Source organism: Exiguobacterium artemiae 255-15, from assembly GCF_000019905.1.
GTDB lineage: Bacteria > Bacillota > Bacilli > Exiguobacteriales > Exiguobacteriaceae > Exiguobacterium_A > Exiguobacterium_A artemiae.
On record NC_010556.1, the window covers coordinates 455272 to 474441 of the forward strand.

A 19170-nucleotide genomic window follows, 5' to 3' on the forward strand; every position below is an offset into this window, starting at 1 on the left:
TCACCGGACTTGACGGACGCAACATGACAATAGACACGAAGTGATTCGTGTTTTACGTGCAGATTGCACGGCTCAAGAACGGTTTACGATATGTGATCGTTCCTGAAAGCAGGAAGGGGGAGTCGCGAACAGCGGCGCCCCCTTTTGTGCGTATTCAGCTACCCCCATGCCTTTAAAAGCATTGAAAAATATGAGATGATATAAAAAGTCAGAAAATTCAACTACTAAACAGCAAGGGGCCAGACAATGCGAACATATACGAAGGAGATTCAAGCGATCATCGACAACGTAGAAAAAGTCATTATCGGAAAAGAGAATGTCATTACACAATCTTTAGCCGCGTTACTTGCCGGAGGTCACGTCTTACTGGAAGACGTACCGGGTGTCGGGAAAACGATGCTCGTTCGTGCATTCAGCCGTTCGATCGGTTTGACATTTAAGCGTGTCCAATTCACACCTGATCTGTTGCCGTCCGATTTGACGGGGGTTTCGATGTACAACCAGAAGACGAGTCAATTTGAGTATCGCCCGGGTCCTTTGATGGGAAACATTGTCCTGGCAGATGAAATCAACCGGACCTCACCGAAAACACAATCAGCCTTACTCGAAGGGATGGCGGAAGCGAACGTAACGGTGGATGGAGAAATTCACACGCTTCCTAATCCCTTTTTTGTCATGGCGACCCAAAATCCGATTGAACACGAGGGGACCTATCCGCTTCCGGAAGCCCAACTCGACCGGTTTTTAATTAAGGTCAAGATGGGGTATCCCGATTTTCAACAGGAGATGAAGCTACTGACACGGTTCGAGCGGGATGAACCGATCGAGACGCTGGAGTCCGTCATCACACGCGACGAATTGTTACGGATGAAAGAAGACGTCAAGGCTGTGCATGTCTCGCAACCGGTCAAAAAATATATCGTTCATTTGGTTCAGGCGACCCGGACCCATGCCTCGCTTTATCTCGGAGCCAGTCCACGATCTTCGATTGCCCTGATGAAAGTGGCACAAGCGTGGGCGTATATGGAAGGACGGTCCTTCGTCTTACCGGATGACGTCAAGGAACTGCTGACTCCCGTACTCTCGCACCGTTTGATCTTAACGGCGGATGCCCGCTATCATGGGCAGACGGCAGAACGAATTCTGGAACAAGTGAAAAAAGAAGTCGCCGTGCCGATCCAGCAAGACGTGGAGTCCTTATGACAAAATGGCAAATCGGTTGGCGTTACGCCGTCTTGCTGATTACAGTCACAGCTCTGTGGATCTATGCCCGGATTGACGGCGGAAACGTCGCTTCACTGTTGGTTTATATCATGGCAGGGTTAACCGTCTACTGGACGCTGTTTTTGATCTGGCCGGTCACACAAGCAATCGCGACGCGGGAAGTTTCAAATAAGATGTTGATTGCCGGAACCGATCTTCCGGTTTCACTTCGAGTCCGGCGGAAATATCCGTTTCTCATCGGTGCCGTCGATGTCACGGAAGCCGTTCCGGACACACTCAGTGAAGAACCGCTCGATATCCGGCATCCGCTCCGGGCACATTACCGGAAAGTCGAGCACATCGATTATCTGATTCCTTCCATCCGCCGGGGACTGTATCAAATTCCCGGCTGTGTGCTCGAAATCCGTGATCCGTTCGGCTTGTTCATGCGGAAAAAACTCTATCCGGTCGAAACGTATCTGGCCGTCGAACCGGCCCGGTTAGCGGTCCAACTGCCGCATGAAGACGATCGCGGCGACGGCGGGATTTCTCCCGTTTCACTGGATCTCCGGCAATCCTCCTTTACGGTCGTCGGTGTCCGTGAGTACGTCAGCGGAGACCGGATGAATCAGATTGACTGGAAATCAACCGCGAAACGCCAAGGATTGATGACGAAAACGTTTGAGCGGGAACAGGAACGCGAGACGACAATCGTCTTTAACGAAGGAACCGTCAGCGATGAGAACTTCGAAAAAAGTATTTCCATGCTGGCTGCCGCAACGGATCAATTGAATAAACGTCATCTGAATTACCGGATTCATCTTGTCGGACATGGCGTCCAGTCGTTATCGTTGCCGCTTGAAGGCGCAAAACTGACGCATTACCTGATGACGGCGCAACCGAGCCGGACCCGGTCGTTCATTGAATCCTGGGAATATTCTTCAAAAGCGTTACGACTGAGCGGAAATGTCCTGTTCATCACACCGGACCTTGAATCCAACAATGAAATGTGGATTTCGAAAATCCGGCAGGAAGCAAGCGTTCATGTCTATACACCAGAGAGGAGGACGACCGGATGATGCGACGACTGATTTGGAATCTGCTCGCCGGGCTGCTGTTCGCGAGTTTCATGCCGCCGCTGCTTGAGCTGACGACGTTTGAGAGTGTCATTCCGTTTCTGCCGCTTCTGTTGACACCACTTTTGCTGTCGCATGTCCGACGCAGCTGGTTTTTACTCGGCAGTTTACTGGCATTGCTCGTTTCGTTCTATTTGATTTTGATTCCCGGCGAAGCACCGTGGAACCTGTTCCGTGAAATTGCCGGTGACATCAACCGTGTCATCAACGGGGAGTTACCGGGACGTCCGGCATTTGCGTTCTCGATTGGACTGATCAGTTTTCTGATTGGTTATCTGGCGCGGCGGACGTTTCCAAACCGCGGATTCGTCTTCGGACTGGCGCTTGGTGTCATCGGGTTCATTGCCTATTGCGACACGTGGACGGATTACTCGGGCGAACAGTTCATCATCTACCCGATTGTGCTGGCTCTGTTTTTGTTATATGCGACAGAAGTCAGTGAACGGCCGATGGCATCGTATGTCCGTCCGTTCAGCGCCTTGCTGATCATTGGAGCGACGGTGGTTGCCGCAGTTCAGAGTCCCGTCATCACGGCGACATGGCAAGACAGCTGGTACGACTGGACGGACGGTTTTGAAAGTGAAGGCACGTCGTCGAGCCAGATCCAAAAAGTCGGATACGGCAACAACGACGAGCAACTCGGCGGTCCGTTCCAAATGGACGACCGGGAAGTCTTCCAGGTTGAAAGTGAAGGCAGCCGCTACTGGCGTGTCGAGACAAAAGACGTCTATACCGGAAAAGGCTGGGTCCTGTCGAAATCAGAACCGGAAATTGATTCGCGGGGATTTTTCTCGCACTTCGGAGATGATGTCAAGAAACGGGAAGAACGGGCGACATTTGAACTGTCACGGGAGCTGCCTTTTGTGCCGTATAACGGGGACAATGTCCGTTTGAGTGTCGATAAGCAACGGCAAAATCTGTTGATTGATCCGGAAAATCAAAAGGTCTCGTACCTGGATGATGCGGAACGCCAGCAAAATTATCAGATTCAATACACGTATCCGTTGTTTACGGAAGAATTGCTCCAGACGGATGAGCCGATTACATTGTCGGAGATGGAGCAGGACCGGTATTTACAGTTACCGGATACGTTACCGAATCGTGTCCGAGATCTCGCGGAAGAGATCGTCGCGGACGAAGACAGTCCGTGGGACAAAGCGAAGGCGATCGAAAGTTATTTTGAGCAGGAAAACTTCGAATACAATACGGAAGAAGTCGCCGTACCGGAAGAAAATCAGGATTATGTCGATCAATTTTTATTTGAGACGAAACTCGGCTACTGTGATAATTTTTCGACGTCCGCGACCGTGTTATTACGCGCTGTCGGTTTGCCGGCCCGCTGGGTAAAAGGATTTACGGGCGGCGAATCGGATGTCATCGGGGCAGCCGTGACGAGTTATACGGTCCGCAATAAAAATGCCCACTCGTGGGTCGAAGTCTATATCGAAGGACCGGGTTGGGTACCGCTCGAACCGACCGTCAGTTTTGACGGAGCCGGACAATATACGATTGATCAGGAAACGAATAATGAGACCGAACAAGCGAATCCGCAACGCGATACGGAGACCGATACGGAAACCGCAACACCGGAACGTCCGCAGGAGAATCTGCTGGATGAAGAACAAACGACGACAGCAGCGCAGACCGAACAACAATCGTTTCCGATTTGGCCGGTTGTCGGTGTAATCGTCGGACTGGTATTCTTGTATCTGTTCCGGAAACCGTTGACCCGGACCGCGGCGATTTTATTTTTCCGCAACCAGCTTCATCGTCCGGAAGGATTCAAGCGGATGTACCGTTTCTTATTGCGCCGTCTCGACAAACAAGGCTTCCACTACAAGGACGGCCGGACACTGACGGAACTTGCGCATGAGGTTGACGGATATTACGAAACGTATGCGATGCGTCCGTTGACGGATGCCTATGAACGGATGGTCTACGGAGGCGAATCGTTATCGGTTGATAAAAAACGTGAATATTTCGAAAATATCATTCGACGGATAGAGGGTTGATATTTTCGAATTGATACAGTTACAATGGGAACAACGTAAATCATACATGCATCTCCTTTGTATATACTCGCGAATATGGCGTGAGAGTCTCTACCGGGTCACCTTAAACGACCTGACTATGAAGGAGCAGACCCTTCGTATACACTTTTTTGTGAAGCGGCCTGCTCTTTTTCCATTTATCTATGGGGGAAGAGTGGGCTTTTTTCATCGGGGTACGCATGAAATTGGAAAGGCGGGAATAGATTTGGAAGCACATTTGGACCAAGAAATGATCCTCGTCCTCGACTTTGGAGGTCAGTACAATCAATTGATCACACGCCGCATTCGTGATCTCGGAGTTTACAGTGAACTGCATTCGCATAAGATCACTGCAGCGGAAGTAAAAGACATCGCACCAGCCGGTATCATCTTCTCCGGGGGACCACGGAGTGTCTACGCAGAAGACGCGTACCGCTGTGATCCAGAAATCTTTGACCTCGGCATTCCGATTTTCGGAATTTGTTACGGTATGCAATTGATGTCGCAACACTTTGGTGGAACGGTTGAACGCGCCGGACACCGCGAGTACGGAAAAGCGACGTTGACACTCAACGATCCATCGCCGATGTATGCGAACCTCCCGCTCGAACAGACGGTTTGGATGAGCCACAGTGACCTCGTCACATCGGTACCAAACGGTTTCGTCGTCGATGGAACAAATGTCTCGTGCCCAATTGCTTCAATCAAAAACGAAGAGCTAAAGATGTACGGCGTCCAGTATCATCCGGAAGTCAACCATACGATGTTCGGTAAAGAACTCTTGAAAAACTTCCTCTTCGAAGTCTGTCAGTGTACGGGCGACTGGTCGATGGAAAACTTCATCGAAATCGAAATCGCAAAAATTAAAGAAGAAGTCGGCGATAAAAAGGTCCTTTGCGCCCTTTCAGGCGGTGTTGATTCATCTGTCGTCGCGGCACTCATTCACGCAGCAATCGGTGACCAGTTGACATGTATGTTCGTCGACCACGGTCTCTTGCGTAAAGGGGAAGCCGAAAGTGTCATGAAAACATTTGCGGATCACTTCCACATGAACGTCATCAAGATTGACGCGCAGGACCGCTTCCTCAACAAGTTAAAAGGGATCTCGGATCCGGAGCAAAAACGAAAAATCATCGGGAACGAATTCGTTTATGTATTCGACGAAGAAGCGTCGAAGCTGACGGATATGGACTTCCTGGCTCAAGGAACGCTTTATACGGATATCATCGAAAGCGGAACAGATACGGCCCAAACGATTAAATCACACCACAACGTTGGTGGATTGCCAGAAGACATGCAGTTCAAGTTGATCGAACCGATCAACACGCTGTTCAAGGACGAAGTCCGCGAACTCGGAAAAGAACTCGGTTTGTCGGACGAAATCGTCTGGCGTCAGCCGTTCCCGGGACCAGGTCTCGGGATCCGTGTCCTCGGTGAAATCACAGACGAGAAACTTGAAATCGTCCGCGAATCCGATTTCATCCTCCGTGATGAAATCAAAAAAGCCGGTCTTGAACGCGAAATCTGGCAGTACTTCACAGTCTTGCCGCCACTTCGTTCAGTTGGTGTCATGGGTGACGAGCGGACATACGACTATGCCGTCGGAATCCGTGCCGTTACATCAATCGACGGGATGACATCGGACTGGGCACGCATCCCGTGGGACGTGCTCGAGAAGATTTCTGTCCGGATCGTCAACGAAGTTCAGAACGTCAACCGCGTCCTGTACGATGTGACGTCGAAACCACCTTCAACGATTGAGTGGGAATAAGAACTAGACTTGCTGAGGGGATTCGTCTCATGAAGCCTGTCGTACCAACGCTTTAAAGGGGACAGGTGAAAAGAAGTCCGTTTCACCTTCAACAATTATATTTAAAAATGAAGCTCTCTTTTGTTCGCATTATTTGTGAATGGAAGGGGGCTTTTTTCTTGGCCAAAATTATGGAACTGTTAAGTGACGTCAAACTGAACCAACAAATTCTAAGGAGTAAAATAAGACACACCGAGCTGTGTATCGTACAGTTGATATAATATGAAGTCAGTAATGAAATGGAATAGGTGGCGAACCACTATGATTGATTGGACATGGCCTGAAGTTGATCGATTAGAGCATCAAGAGAATTGGAATGAAGCAAAAGAATATCTTATAAAAGCATGGCAACAAAATCCGACGGACTTAAAAACGACTGTACGACTTGGCTTTTTTTGTTGGTATGTCGTAGTCGAACAAGGGCCGCTTGGGATTACAGATGCAGATATAGATACGGATGAATTAGAGTCTGTTTTGACTGAAGTGACAAATTTCGGTTTGGCTCATTTTATAACGCATGAAGATTTTCTCTGGTGTTTTGGTTATATGATTTCCATGTTTCCTTATTACTTTGGAGACTATGAACAGTGGGAAGAAAAAGGAATTTCCATGTTAAAGCATGCTTATGAATTGTATCCTGAGGAACCTATATATAAATATTCTTACTTAGGATCTTTCACGAATACTTATCGAACACGTCGAACAAGTAAGAATGAATTAAAGCGGGTAAAACCTGTTTTAGAAGATCGATTTAGAGGAGAAGGCCTACTGTCTGAGTACTTTAAAAGTATATTTAGCTAACATTCCAGATGATTTTTAATCCTCAATTTTTTTGCATGAGATCTGATGTATAAAAAATGTGAAGAAGTATAGAGGGGTTAAGGCGAAATATTAGTTTTTTTGTTGATTAATGCAAAACATGGAATGCCAGAAGAAAGTCTGTTGCTAAACCAGCGCGGACTTTCTTTTAATTAAACATGTGAAAAAAATGTTTAATAAAAAAAGAAATAGGGCAAATTCAAAATGTTGGCACTTAAAATTACTTGTAAGCGTTTGATATTTGATTTTAACATTGAATTTTAAACGCTGTTTATCCCAAAGGAGGAGAAGGTCATGAGTAGAAAAGAAAATACATTTATCGACGTGTTTAATACCCAAGCGGAAGTATTAAGTAAAGTGAATGAATTAAAGGCACAGGGTTACAATGAAAGCGATATGTATGTCGTCGCACAAGATAAAGATTCGTTTTCTATGTTAAAAGACCAGACAGACGTCCATGTGGATACTACAGGTGAAGAGCAGCATCAAGGGTTCATGGGGAAATTTATGGCCGCCTTCTCTGAAGATTCTTCCGCGGGAGCATTCAGTGGTATGGGATTGGATCGTACTGAATCGGAAGAGTACCGCCGTCAAGTACAAAACGGCAAATTAGTATTGTATGTAGACAGTGAGTATGGGGATTCTTACGAAAAACACAATCAAAGTTATGGTGTTGCTTCAGATATGAACGGGGATCAAGGATACGGTACGACTTCCGGAGTGGACCGGAATCAGGATTATGATAACTCTTCAAAAACGGATCGGACATCTTCTATTGCACCAGATGCTGGAACAGAGGAAGAACGTCTTCGCTTGCATGAAGAACGTTTGAACGTTGATAAAGAAAGAGTTCAAACTGGAGAAGTAAATGTCAGCAAACGTGTTGTCGAAGATCAACAATCCATCGAAGTGCCTGTTGAACGCGAAGAAGTATATGTGGAACGTCGCCCGGTCAACGAGAGCGAAACAAGAACAGATGCTTTTGTAGATGAAAATGATTCGATTCATGTTCCACTTTCTGAAGAACGCGTTGTCGTTTCAAAACAAGATGTTGTTACTGAAGAAATTGTCGTCGGGAAACGGAAAGTTCAGGATACGGAAACCGTCTCGGAAACAGTCCGTCGTGAAGAAGCGGACATCAATGATGGTACGAACATGACAAATGATCTTAATCGAGATAATGATCGAGATAACAGACTTGACCGAGATAACGATCTTGATCGAGATGAGAGAAGATAATTTTATAGTTAATTGTTAACAGAGAGTGGCTCATCAGCTACTCTCTTTTTTGCATGCGATACGATATATCATGTTTTTATCTCTTTTCTTCGAAAAACCGTGTGTTTGAGCATAGACTTTAGTAACGTAAAAAAAGAGATGTATCAATTAACCGATGAAAAGTGGAAGGAGGTGGAGGAAGATAATGAATGGACGCGATCGGGTTTACGATCATGCCAAATTAATATTGATTTTTTTAGTGGTTTTGGGTCATATAATCGAGCCCTTTATTTCAAAAAGCCGAGGATTGGAAGGTATATTTAATTTTATATATTTATTCCATATGCCAGCCTTCATTTTCATCTCCGGTTATTTTACAAAGGGGAAGTTAACGTTTAGAACCGGCTTGAAACTCTCTTTGGACTATTTCGTGTTATTCATCATGATACAACTGGTATTTGTAGCGGTTATGAAAGGGATCGGAATTGATCAATACCAATTCTTGACGGTACAACCCGCTTATATTTACTGGTATCTGTTTGCGATGTTCGTCTGGAGTCTAATGCTGCCCGCTGCTCTTTGGCTGGGGCGATCCGTCAAGATCGGAATCGGACGCGTTTTTTTGGTTAGTGTACTGGTCGCTTTGGGAGCCGGCTACATCGACCAAATCGGTTGGGCATGGAGCTTATCACGCATTGTAGTCTTTTTTCCGTTTTTTGTGCTCGGCTATTACTTCAAGAGTCGTGGATGGATCATCTATCAGGTGTTCCCGAACCGCTGGATGGCTTTAGCGGTCATGCTGGCTGGTGCTCTGATGATGTGGATTTGGCCGGATCTTTTTCAGTTTAACTTAGTGAGTGGAGCAAATTCGTATGCGAAAATTGGATTAAACGACACTGGTCTAATCGTACGACTTGTTCTATATCTGACTCAGTGGATGATGATCATGGCATTCTTTACCTTGTTGCCGAAAAGACCATTCGTACTTTCTCATCTTGGAACAAAGACGCTGACCATTTACATACTTCATGGATTTATTGTGAAAGGACTCATTGCCACTGCTTATTTTAACTAAATTTAGCGAGAATTCTCCCGCCTCTAAGCGTCTCAGGGCGAAGCCCAGCATAGGTGGGAGATGAATCGCCCTGTTTTTCAAGACTGAGATTGTTTGATAAAATCAGTGTAACGAATCAAAAGGAAAGGTGTGATTGCGTTGCTGAAGGCGTACAAGTTTCGACTCTATCCGACGAAATCCCAACAAGAATATTTCATGAAGACGTTCGGTTGTGTCCGTTTCGTCTACAATAAGATGCTCGAAGAGCGAATCCGATTGTATGAAGACTCGAAACTGAACCCTGGCGTAAAGCAAAAGCTCCCAACCCCAGCGAAGTACAAGCCTGAATTCCCTTTCCTCAAAGAAGTCGATAGTCTTTCCCTTGCGAACGCTCAGATGGACTTGAACAGAGCGTACCAAAACTTTTTTCGGGATCAGTCTGTCGGATTTCCGAAATTCAAATCAAAGCATAACGACCGAGCCTCTTACACGACCAACAATCTGAAGGGTAGCATACGAATCGAAGATCGTAAGGTGAAGCTTCCTAAAATCGGTTTTGTGAAGTTGAAGCAACATCGTTCGTTCGATGGTGTGATCAAGTCCGCTACGGTCTCGATGACGAAGACCTCAAAATTCTTCATCTCCATTCTTGTCGATCAATCCGAAGAGCAATGGGTTCCCGCTAAGAATAAAGTAGGAATTGACCTTGGTCTGGAACACTTCGCCATCCTGACAAACGACGAGTGGACTTCTGAAAAAGTTGCCAATCCTCGTTTCCTTCGAAAGTCTGAAGAGAAGATTAAGAAAGCACAACTTGCCTTGTCCCGCAAAAAAAAAGGGGAGTAAGAATCGAGACAAGGCGAGGATCATCCTCGCCAAGAAGCATGAAAAGATTGTAAATCAACGTCAAGATTTTCTTCATAAGCTGTCGAAACGGATGGTTGACGATAACCAAGTCATCGTCGTCGAGACACTGAAGTCGAATAACATGATGAAGAACCATAAAATCGCTAAATCGATCGGAGACGTCAGTTGGTATGAGTTCGTTCGGCAGTTGGCCTATAAATGCACATTCTACGGACGAACACTGATCAAAGCGGACCAATGGTACGCCTCAACACAAAGCTGTTCTTCTTGTGGAACGAAAGGCGAGAAGAAAACGTTGGATGTGCGCGAGTGGACATGCACTTGCGGTGCGCATCATGATCGAGATATCAACGCAAGTATCAACTTGTTGCTGTTAGCAGACTGAAACCCCTTCAGGGTGGGAACCACCCGATGAGCTTGGTCAATAATCGTAGCTCGTAAAAGTACGGTCTTCCCAAGAAGCTCCCACTTCAATTTGCGAAGCAAATAAGTGGTGAGTAGTTCACAGAACGACAGACGTAATCAGAAAAACGTAGAAAAAGTGAGTTGATCGAAAAAAACGCTTCCAAAACCGAACGTTCGGATTATTTGAACGACTAAATTTCGTTTTTATGGTTGACCGGTGATTTAGAGCGTGCTACGATGTGTCTGTTCTTATTTTAATCATCCACTAAAAAACAAAAAATAATGCCGTATAATTCTGGGGATATGGCCCGGAAGTCTCTACAGGAACACCTTAAAGGTTCCTACTACGGCGTGCACTGATTTCCGGTGTGCGCTTAAAGAAACGGCTTTTACCGCTCAGGTAACTGCCGTTTTTTTCGTTTCTTGAGACGGCTTATTTGGAAAGAGGGCAATCATGAGCACACAGATGAAACCGCAACAACCAAAGCAAAAGGAGAATGCGATTGCGCGTTACTTCGATTTTAATGGACTCGGTACGAATATGCGGACAGAGTTCATCGCCGGGATGACGACGTTCTTCGCGATGGCCTACATCCTGTTCGTCAATCCAAACACACTCGCAGAAGCAGGAATGGATGCGGGAGCGGTCTTCGGTGCAACAGCACTCGTTGCTATCATCGGTTCGGTCACGATGGGCTTACTCGCTAATTACCCAATCGCTTTGGCACCAGGTATGGGACTGAATGCGTTCTTCGCTTACAGTGTCGTCATCGGAATGGGGATCCCATGGCAAACGGCTTTATCCGGTGTTTTAGTATCCGGTCTGGTCTTCATGGTGTTAACAGCGTCTGGTATTCGGGAAACAATCATCAATGCGATTCCAGAACCTCTTAAAATGGCAGTAGCTGCCGGAATCGGTTTATTTATCGCTTTCATCGGTTTAAAAACGGGCGGTATCGTCGTTGCCAATGAAGCAACACTCGTCTCACTCGGTAACCTGGGGCAGGGGACGACATTACTTGCTGTTTTCGGTTTAGTCATCTCAGCCATCTTGATGACACGCGGCATTAAAGGCGCGATTTTCTTCGGGATGATCATCACAGCCATTGCTGGTATGATCTTTGGTTTAATTCCGGTCCCGTCAGGTCTAGGTGAAATCGTCTCAGCACCACCAAGTATCGCACCGACATTCGGTCAAGCATTCTTACACTTTGACGAAATCTTCACAGTCCAGATGGCAGTCGTCATCCTGACATTCTTCTTCGTTGATTTCTTCGATACAGCCGGAACACTTGTTGCGGTTGCAAATCAGGCAGGATTGATTAAAGAAAATAAAGTCCCGCGTGCCGGTCGCGCCTTGATTGCAGATTCAACAGCAACGGTCGCGGGTTCAATTCTCGGAACCTCGACTACGGTTTCTTACATTGAATCAAGTGCGGGTGTCGCAGCAGGCGGTCGTTCAGGAATGACGGCGATTGTTACCGGTTTATTCTTCGGACTTGCATTATTCTTCTCGCCATTACTTGCCATCATCACGGCACCGGTAACAGCACCGGCATTAATCATCGTTGGTGTATTGATGGCTTCATCTCTTCTCCAGATTGACTGGAAGAAGTTCGAGTACGCAGTGCCGGCCTTCTTGACAGTCATCATGATGCCGCTGACGTACTCGATCGCAACCGGAATCGCCTTCGGATTCTTGTTCTATCCGATCACGATGATTGCAAAAGGACGCGGAAAAGAAGTCCATCCGATCATGTACGCCATGTCACTCGGATTCCTTGCTTACTTCATTTGGTTACACTGAGTTTTCTTTTCTAGTTAACGTCTTTCTTCTATATAGAAGAAAGGCGTTTTTTTTATGCAGAAGGGAAAGGGAAATAGAGGAGGTGTTTCCATGATTGAAAAGATTACAGGTCCTGTCTTTGAATACTTGGCGGAGCATAAAGGGTTGATTGAAACGGCGCGGAAGGTGGGGCTGCCGTTAGGCGGAACCTTTTTTGTTGGAGGGCAGGAAACGGAAGAGACGATCCAAACGGTCAGGGAATTAAATGAAGACGGACGGGCGGTAACGGTTGATTGTCTCGGTGAATTCATCGAAAAGGAACAAGATGCAATCGGGATTGCTGATGAATGTATCAAAGTCATTCATCGGATTTCGGAAGAAAAGTTGAATGCGCAAGTCTCATTGAAACTGACTTCAGTCGGATTAAGGTTAAATCCGAAAATTGCAGTTGCGCAGATGACACGGATTTTGGAAACAGCAGAAACGTTTAATTTGCGTGTCACGATTAATATGGAAGAAGAAGCCGTATGCGAAAGCATCATTCAAGTTTTTGAACAATTGCATCGTCGTTTTTCAAATGTCGGAATTGCATTGCAAGCCAATCTATACCGGACGCGTTTTGATCTTGAACGCTTGCAATCCACCGTTCGTGTCGTCAAGGGAGCATATACCGGTCCGGAAGATATTTATATCGAGCGGAAAGAAACGGTGGATGCGACGTATTTACAACTCGTGAAACAAAATCTTTTGCAAGGCTGTTATACGCAAGTCGCGACACATGACGAAGATATGATTCAAGAAGTCATTCGATTCGTCCACCGACAGGGAATTGGATTCGATCAATTTGAATTCCAGATGCTGCAAGGGATGCGGCCGAGGCGGCAACAGGAATTAGTAGCTGAAGGATATCGTGTCGTCATTTATGTCCCTCATGGTGTCGACTGGTATACGTATCTGATGAAACGTTTGGCGGAACGACCGGCCAACATCGGCTTCACGGCAATGAGCATGTTAAGACTCTAAAGGCTTTACAAAGGGTTTTTAAATCCTTTGTAAAGTTTTTTTAAAATAATGCTTGTGTTTGTCGAATTTTGTTGGTATATTAATAAATGTTCCAGCGAGACGCCTTTTATAAACGGTTTGTTGGGGCTGAAAAATCTTTTCTAAAACGTGGTTGACATAATCGAAAGAACCTGTTAATCTATTAAAGTCGCTAACACGACGCGAAAGAAATGACGAACTTTGAAAACTGAACGATGAGGCAAAAAAACGTATCTTCGGATACAAACAATGAATGAAGCGCAAGCTTCGTCAACGTGACTTCGGTCACAAAAACGAGCAAGTCAAACACTTTATGGAGAGTTTGATCCTGGCTCAGGACGAACGCTGGCGGCGTGCCTAATACATGCAAGTCGAGCGCAGGAAGCTCACGGAACTCTTCGGAGGGAAGTGAAGGGAATGAGCGGCGGACGGGTGAGTAACACGTAAGGAACCTGCCCCAAGGATTGGGATAACTCCGAGAAATCGGAGCTAATACCGAATAGTTCTTCAGACCGCATGGTCTGATGATGAAAGGCGCTCCGGCGTCACCTTGGGATGGCCTTGCGGTGCATTAGCTAGTTGGTGGGGTAATGGCCCACCAAGGCGACGATGCATAGCCGACCTGAGAGGGTGATCGGCCACACTGGGACTGAGACACGGCCCAGACTCCTACGGGAGGCAGCAGTAGGGAATCTTCCACAATGGACGAAAGTCTGATGGAGCAACGCCGCGTGAGTGATGAAGGTTTTCGGATCGTAAAACTCTGTTGTAAGGGAAGAACAAGTACGAGAGGGAATGCTCGTACCTTGACGGTACCTTGCGAGAAAGCCACGGCTAACTACGTGCCAGCAGCCGCGGTAATACGTAGGTGGCAAGCGTTGTCCGGAATTATTGGGCGTAAAGCGCGCGCAGGCGGCCTTTTAAGTCTGATGTGAAAGCCCCCGGCTCAACCGGGGAGGGTCATTGGAAACTGGAAGGCTTGAGTACAGAAGAGAAGAGTGGAATTCCATGTGTAGCGGTGAAATGCGTAGAGATGTGGAGGAACACCAGTGGCGAAGGCGACTCTTTGGTCTGTAACTGACGCTGAGGCGCGAAAGCGTGGGGAGCAAACAGGATTAGATACCCTGGTAGTCCACGCCGTAAACGATGAGTGCTAGGTGTTGGGGGGTTTCCGCCCCTCAGTGCTGAAGCTAACGCATTAAGCACTCCGCCTGGGGAGTACGGCCGCAAGGCTGAAACTCAAAGGAATTGACGGGGACCCGCACAAGCGGTGGAGCATGTGGTTTAATTCGAAGCAACGCGAAGAACCTTACCAACTCTTGACATCCCCTTGACCGCTTGAGAGATCAAGTTTCCCCTTCGGGGGCAAGGGTGACAGGTGGTGCATGGTTGTCGTCAGCTCGTGTCGTGAGATGTTGGGTTAAGTCCCGCAACGAGCGCAACCCCTATCCTTAGTTGCCAGCATTTAGTTGGGCACTCTAGGGAGACTGCCGGTGACAAACCGGAGGAAGGTGGGGATGACGTCAAATCATCATGCCCCTTATGAGTTGGGCTACACACGTGCTACAATGGACGGTACAAAGGGCAGCGAGACCGCGAGGTGGAGCCAATCCCAGAAAGCCGTTCCCAGTTCGGATTGCAGGCTGCAACTCGCCTGCATGAAGTCGGAATCGCTAGTAATCGCAGGTCAGCATACTGCGGTGAATACGTTCCCGGGTCTTGTACACACCGCCCGTCACACCACGAGAGTTTGCAACACCCGAAGCCGGTGAGGTAACCGCAAGGAGCCAGCCGTCGAAGGTGGGGTAGATGATTGGGGTGAAGTCGTAACAAGGTAGCCGTATCGGAAGGTGCGGCTGGATCACCTCCTTTCTAAGGAAAACGTCCCTTACGGGACATGCCCATCGTTCAGTTTTGAGAGCTCGTCTCTCAACGTCTCGCAAGAGACACTCGCACCTTGAAAACTGAAGACATCAACAAGACATCAAACTTTTTATAACCATGTCATTAGACGTGTGTTCTTAGAATACCAAAATGCTAGATCAAGGTATGAAGGGCGTACGGTGGATGCCTTGGCACTAGGAGCCGATGAAGGACGCGACGAACAGCGATATGCTTCGGGGAGCAGTAAGTATGCTTTGATCCGAGGATTTCCGAATGGGGGAACCCACCATCCGTAATGGGATGGGACATGTTACATGAATACATAGTGTAGCGTGAGGCAGACCCGGGGAACTGAAACATCTAAGTACCCGGAGGAAGAGAAAGCAAATGCGATTCCCTGAGTAGCGGCGAGCGAAACGGGAACAGCCCAAACCGGAGAGCATGCTCTCCGGGGTTGTAGGACACTCTATACGGAGTCAAAAAGGAAGACAGTAGGTGAACGACCTGGAAAGGTCGGCCGAAGAAGGTGACAGCCCTGTAGCTGAAACTGTTTTCCCTCCAGAGTGGATCCTGAGTACGGCGGGACACGTGAAACCCCGTCGGAATCCGGGAGGACCATCTCCCAAGGCTAAATACTCCCTAGTGACCGATAGTGAACCAGTACCGTGAGGGAAAGGTGAAAAGCACCCCGGAAGGGGAGTGAAATAGATCCTGAAACCGTATGCCTACAAGTAGTCAGAGCCCGTTAATGGGTGATGGCGTGCCTTTTGTAGAATGAACCGGCGAGTTACGATAGCGCGCGAGGTTAAGCTGATGAGGCGGAGCCGTAGCGAAAGCGAGTCTGAATAGGGCGCCATAGTGCGTTGTCGTAGACCCGAAACCAGGTGATCTACCCATGTCCAGGATGAAGGTCAGGTAACACTGACTGGAGGTCCGAACCCACGCACGTTGAAAAGTGCGGGGATGAGGTGTGGGTAGCGGTGAAATGCCAATCGAACCTGGAGATAGCTGGTTCTCCCCGAAATAGCTTTAGGGCTAGCCTCGAGGTTGAGAGTTCCGGAGGTAGAGCACTGATTGGACTAGGGGCCCCCACAGGGTTACCGAATTCAGTTAAACTCCGAATGCCGGCAACTTATACTCGGGAGTCAGACTGCGAGTGATAAGATCCGTAGTCAAGAGGGAAACAGCCCAGACCGCCAGCTAAGGTCCCAAAGTGTATGTTAAGTGGAAAAGGATGTGGCGCTGCCTAGACAGCTAGGATGTTGGCTTAGAAGCAGCCACCATTCAAAGAGTGCGTAATAGCTCACTAGTCGAGTGGCGCCGCGCCGAAAATGTAACGGGGCTAAACATACCACCGAAGCTGCGGATTCCGTAAGGAATGGTAGGGGAGCGTTCCAAACCGCTGTGAAGCTGTACCGGAAGGAGCAGTGGAGCGTTTGGAAGTGAGAATGCCGGTGTGAGTAGCGAAAAGAGGGGTGAGAATCCCCTCCGTCGAAAGCCCAAGGTTTCCTGAGGAAGGCTCGTCCGCTCAGGGTTAGTCTGGACCTAAGCCGAGGCCGAAAGGCGTAGGCGATGGATAACAGGTTGATATTCCTGTACCACCGATCCACCGTTTGAACAATGGGGGGACGCAGGAGGATAGTGACGCATGCGGATGGAAGTGCATGTGTAAGTTTCGAGACCGTCTGATTGGCAAATCCGTCAGGCATCAAAGTCGAGGAACGATGCGGAGTCCCGTAGGGACGAAGGTCACGATTTCACACTGCCAAGAAAAGCCTCTAGTGAGGTGGAAGGTGCCAGTACCGTAAACCGACACAGGTAGGCGGGATGAGAATTCTAAGACGCGCGGGATAACTCTCGTTAAGGAACTCGGCAAAATGGTCCCGTAACTTCGGGAGAAGGGACGCTCTACATGAGTAGAGCCGCAGTGAATAGGCCCAAACGACTGTTTAGCAAAAACACAGGTCTCTGCTAAATCGCAAGATGACGTATAGGGGCTGACGCCTGCCCGGTGCTGGAAGGTTAAGGGGATGGGTTAGCGCAAGCGAAGCTTTGAACCGAAGCCCCAGTAAACGGCGGCCGTAACTATAACGGTCCTAAGGTAGCGAAATTCCTTGTCGGGTAAGTTCCGACCCGCACGAAAGGCGTAACGATTTGGGCACTGTCTCAACGAGAGACCCGGTGAAATCATAGTACCTGTGAAGATGCAGGTTACCCGCGACAGGACGGAAAGACCCCATGGAGCTTTACTACAGCCTGATATTGAGGCTTTGTGCATGATGTACAGGATAGGCGGGAGACGTCGAGACCGGAGCGCCAGCTTCGGAGGAGTCACCCTTGGGATACCGCCCTTCATGCATAGAGTCTCTAACTCGCAGCCGTCATCCGGCTGGAGGACCGTGTCAGGCGGGTAGTTTGACTGGGGCGGTCGCCTCCTAAACAGTAACGGAGGCGCCCAAAGGTTCCCTCAGAATGGTTGGAAATCATTCGTAGAGCGCAAAGGCAGAAGGGAGCTTGACTGCGAGACCTACAAGTCGAGCAGGGACGAAAGTCGGGCTTAGTGATCCGGTGGTTCCGCATGGAAGGGCCATCGCTCAACGGATAAAAGCTACCCTGGGGATAACAGGCTGATCTCCCCCAAGAGTCCACATCGACGGGGAGGTTTGGCACCTCGATGTCGGCTCATCGCATCCTGGGGCTGGAGTAGGTCCCAAGGGTTGGGCTGTTCGCCCATTAAAGCGGTACGCGAGCTGGGTTCAGAACGTCGTGAGACAGTTCGGTCCCTATCCGTCGTGGGCGCAGGAAATTTGAGGAGAGCTGTCCTTAGTACGAGAGGACCGGGATGGACGCACCGCTGGTGTACCAGTTGTTCCGCCAGGAGCATCGCTGGGTAGCTACGTGCGGACGGGATAAATGCTGAAAGCATCTAAGCATGAAGCCCCCTCCAAGATGAGATTTCCCTTTGAGTAATCAAGAAAGACCCCTCAGAGACGATGAGGTAGATAGGTCACGGGTGGAAGCATGGTGACATGCGGAGCTGAGTGATACTAATCGGTCGAGGCCTTGTTCTAGCAGATGCATTGTTGATGACTTCAGTTTTGAGGGCGCGAGCCCGTCGTCTGGTGACGATAGCCAAGTGGTCACACCCGTTCCCATGCCGAACACGGAAGTTAAGCACTTGAACGCCGAAAGTAGTTGGGGGCTTCCCCCTGTGAGGATAGGACGTTGCCAGGCAAACGGTGGTTCTGGAGCATACGCTCAAGGGCCGCCGCTTTTTTATGGACTTTTTTTGGTTTTTTCACATATATAATAAGGAAGGAATGTGATACTCATGGCAAAAAAACAAAAAATGCGCGTTGCCGTAGAAGAAAATGAAACGATCAGTGATTGTCTGGATCGGATCGATGCCATGGGTTATCGTCCGACCGTCCGACGGGAAGAACCGATTTTTGGACTGGATGCGAATGATGAACCGTATCCCATCCGTCAGCAAATCATTTTTGACTGCAAACCGAAGCTCGAAGCTGAGAATGTCTGAATCGAGGTCTCTTCTCAAACACACGACTCTTTCGTAAAAGAAAGGGTCGTATTTTTTTGTGGTTTTCTTGTCGTTCGTGTTGAATGCTTTTCAAATTTCCGAATGCTGAACGAAATGAATTCAACAATTTATCCATAAAACCGAACGATGAATTTTCAGATAATTAAATTGTTCGCCTTTGGTTGACGAACGGACCGAAGTCTTGTTAAGATGAAGGCGTGATAGGAAGATTGAATATAACACCTCGTATAATAGCAGGGATATGGCTTGCAAGTTTCTACCCGACGACCCTAAATCGTTGGACTATGGGGTATATGGATGTTCGTCGATAATTCTTTGGCGTACCTTTTTATACCCTAAGCCACCCTTTTAGACGTGG

Annotated in this window: 10 protein-coding genes, 3 rRNA genes, 1 pseudogene and 3 riboswitches; all 14 genes and pseudogenes read left to right on the forward strand. The window is 48.1% G+C overall.

The window, feature by feature from the left end:
• Window positions 1-246: 246 nt before the first annotated feature.
• The 14 genes and pseudogenes from EXIG_RS02405 to EXIG_RS02470 all read left to right on the forward strand — a co-directional run bounded on the left by EXIG_RS02405 (window position 247) and on the right by EXIG_RS02470 (window position 18791).
• The gene (locus tag EXIG_RS02405) at window positions 247-1203 is read left to right on the forward strand and encodes an AAA family ATPase (RefSeq protein WP_012369342.1); all 957 of its coding nucleotides are present in this window, start codon (window positions 247-249) and stop codon (window positions 1201-1203) included.
• Window positions 1200-2282 (forward strand): DUF58 domain-containing protein, encoded by a 1083-nt coding sequence (locus EXIG_RS02410; protein WP_012369343.1) that lies wholly within the window; start codon window positions 1200-1202, stop codon window positions 2280-2282. The genes EXIG_RS02405 and EXIG_RS02410 overlap by 4 nt, the downstream gene beginning before the upstream one ends.
• Window positions 2279-4351 (forward strand): transglutaminase TgpA family protein, encoded by a 2073-nt coding sequence (locus tag EXIG_RS02415; RefSeq protein WP_012369344.1) that lies wholly within the window; start codon window positions 2279-2281, stop codon window positions 4349-4351. The genes EXIG_RS02410 and EXIG_RS02415 overlap by 4 nt, the downstream gene beginning before the upstream one ends.
• 37 nt (window positions 4352-4388) lie before the next feature.
• Window positions 4389-4490: riboswitch (purine riboswitch) on the forward strand.
• A 129-nt stretch (window positions 4491-4619) separates the two neighbouring features.
• The gene (gene guaA, locus EXIG_RS02420; protein ID WP_041261800.1) at window positions 4620-6140 is read left to right on the forward strand and encodes a glutamine-hydrolyzing GMP synthase; all 1521 of its coding nucleotides are present in this window, start codon (window positions 4620-4622) and stop codon (window positions 6138-6140) included.
• Window positions 6141-6440: 300 nt separating this feature from the next.
• A complete protein-coding gene (locus EXIG_RS02425; RefSeq protein ID WP_012369346.1) occupies window positions 6441-6980 on the forward strand; it encodes a hypothetical protein in 540 nt (179 codons plus the stop codon).
• Between the two features lie 312 nt (window positions 6981-7292).
• On the forward strand, window positions 7293-8237 hold the full coding sequence (locus EXIG_RS02430; RefSeq protein ID WP_012369347.1) for a YsnF/AvaK domain-containing protein: 945 nt from the start codon (window positions 7293-7295) through the stop codon (window positions 8235-8237).
• A gap of 184 nt (window positions 8238-8421) precedes the next feature.
• Window positions 8422-9291 carry an acyltransferase family protein gene (locus tag EXIG_RS02435; protein ID WP_012369348.1) on the forward strand — a complete coding sequence of 290 codons (870 nt, stop codon included), beginning with the start codon at window positions 8422-8424 and terminating at the stop codon, window positions 9289-9291.
• A 195-nt stretch (window positions 9292-9486) separates the two neighbouring features.
• Window positions 9487-10522: pseudogene (locus EXIG_RS02440) on the forward strand (RNA-guided endonuclease TnpB family protein).
• 285 nt (window positions 10523-10807) lie between these two features.
• A riboswitch (purine riboswitch) is annotated at window positions 10808-10909 on the forward strand.
• 87 nt (window positions 10910-10996) lie between these two features.
• Window positions 10997-12349, forward strand: a complete 1353-nt coding sequence (locus EXIG_RS02445; RefSeq protein ID WP_012369350.1) for an NCS2 family permease — start codon at window positions 10997-10999, stop codon at window positions 12347-12349.
• A 90-nt stretch (window positions 12350-12439) separates the two neighbouring features.
• The gene (locus EXIG_RS02450) at window positions 12440-13351 is read left to right on the forward strand and encodes a proline dehydrogenase family protein (protein WP_012369351.1); all 912 of its coding nucleotides are present in this window, start codon (window positions 12440-12442) and stop codon (window positions 13349-13351) included.
• A 328-nt stretch (window positions 13352-13679) separates the two neighbouring features.
• A 16S ribosomal RNA gene (locus EXIG_RS02455) occupies window positions 13680-15241 on the forward strand.
• 168 nt (window positions 15242-15409) lie between these two features.
• Window positions 15410-18324: ribosomal RNA gene (locus tag EXIG_RS02460) — 23S ribosomal RNA — on the forward strand.
• 47 nt (window positions 18325-18371) lie between these two features.
• Window positions 18372-18487: ribosomal RNA gene (rrf, locus tag EXIG_RS02465) — 5S ribosomal RNA — on the forward strand.
• The 16S, 23S and 5S rRNA genes sit together here, the layout of an rRNA operon.
• A gap of 97 nt (window positions 18488-18584) precedes the next feature.
• A complete protein-coding gene (locus EXIG_RS02470; RefSeq protein WP_012369352.1) occupies window positions 18585-18791 on the forward strand; it encodes an NETI motif-containing protein in 207 nt (68 codons plus the stop codon).
• A gap of 224 nt (window positions 18792-19015) precedes the next feature.
• Window positions 19016-19117: riboswitch (purine riboswitch) on the forward strand.
• Window positions 19118-19170: the final 53 nt, after the last annotated feature.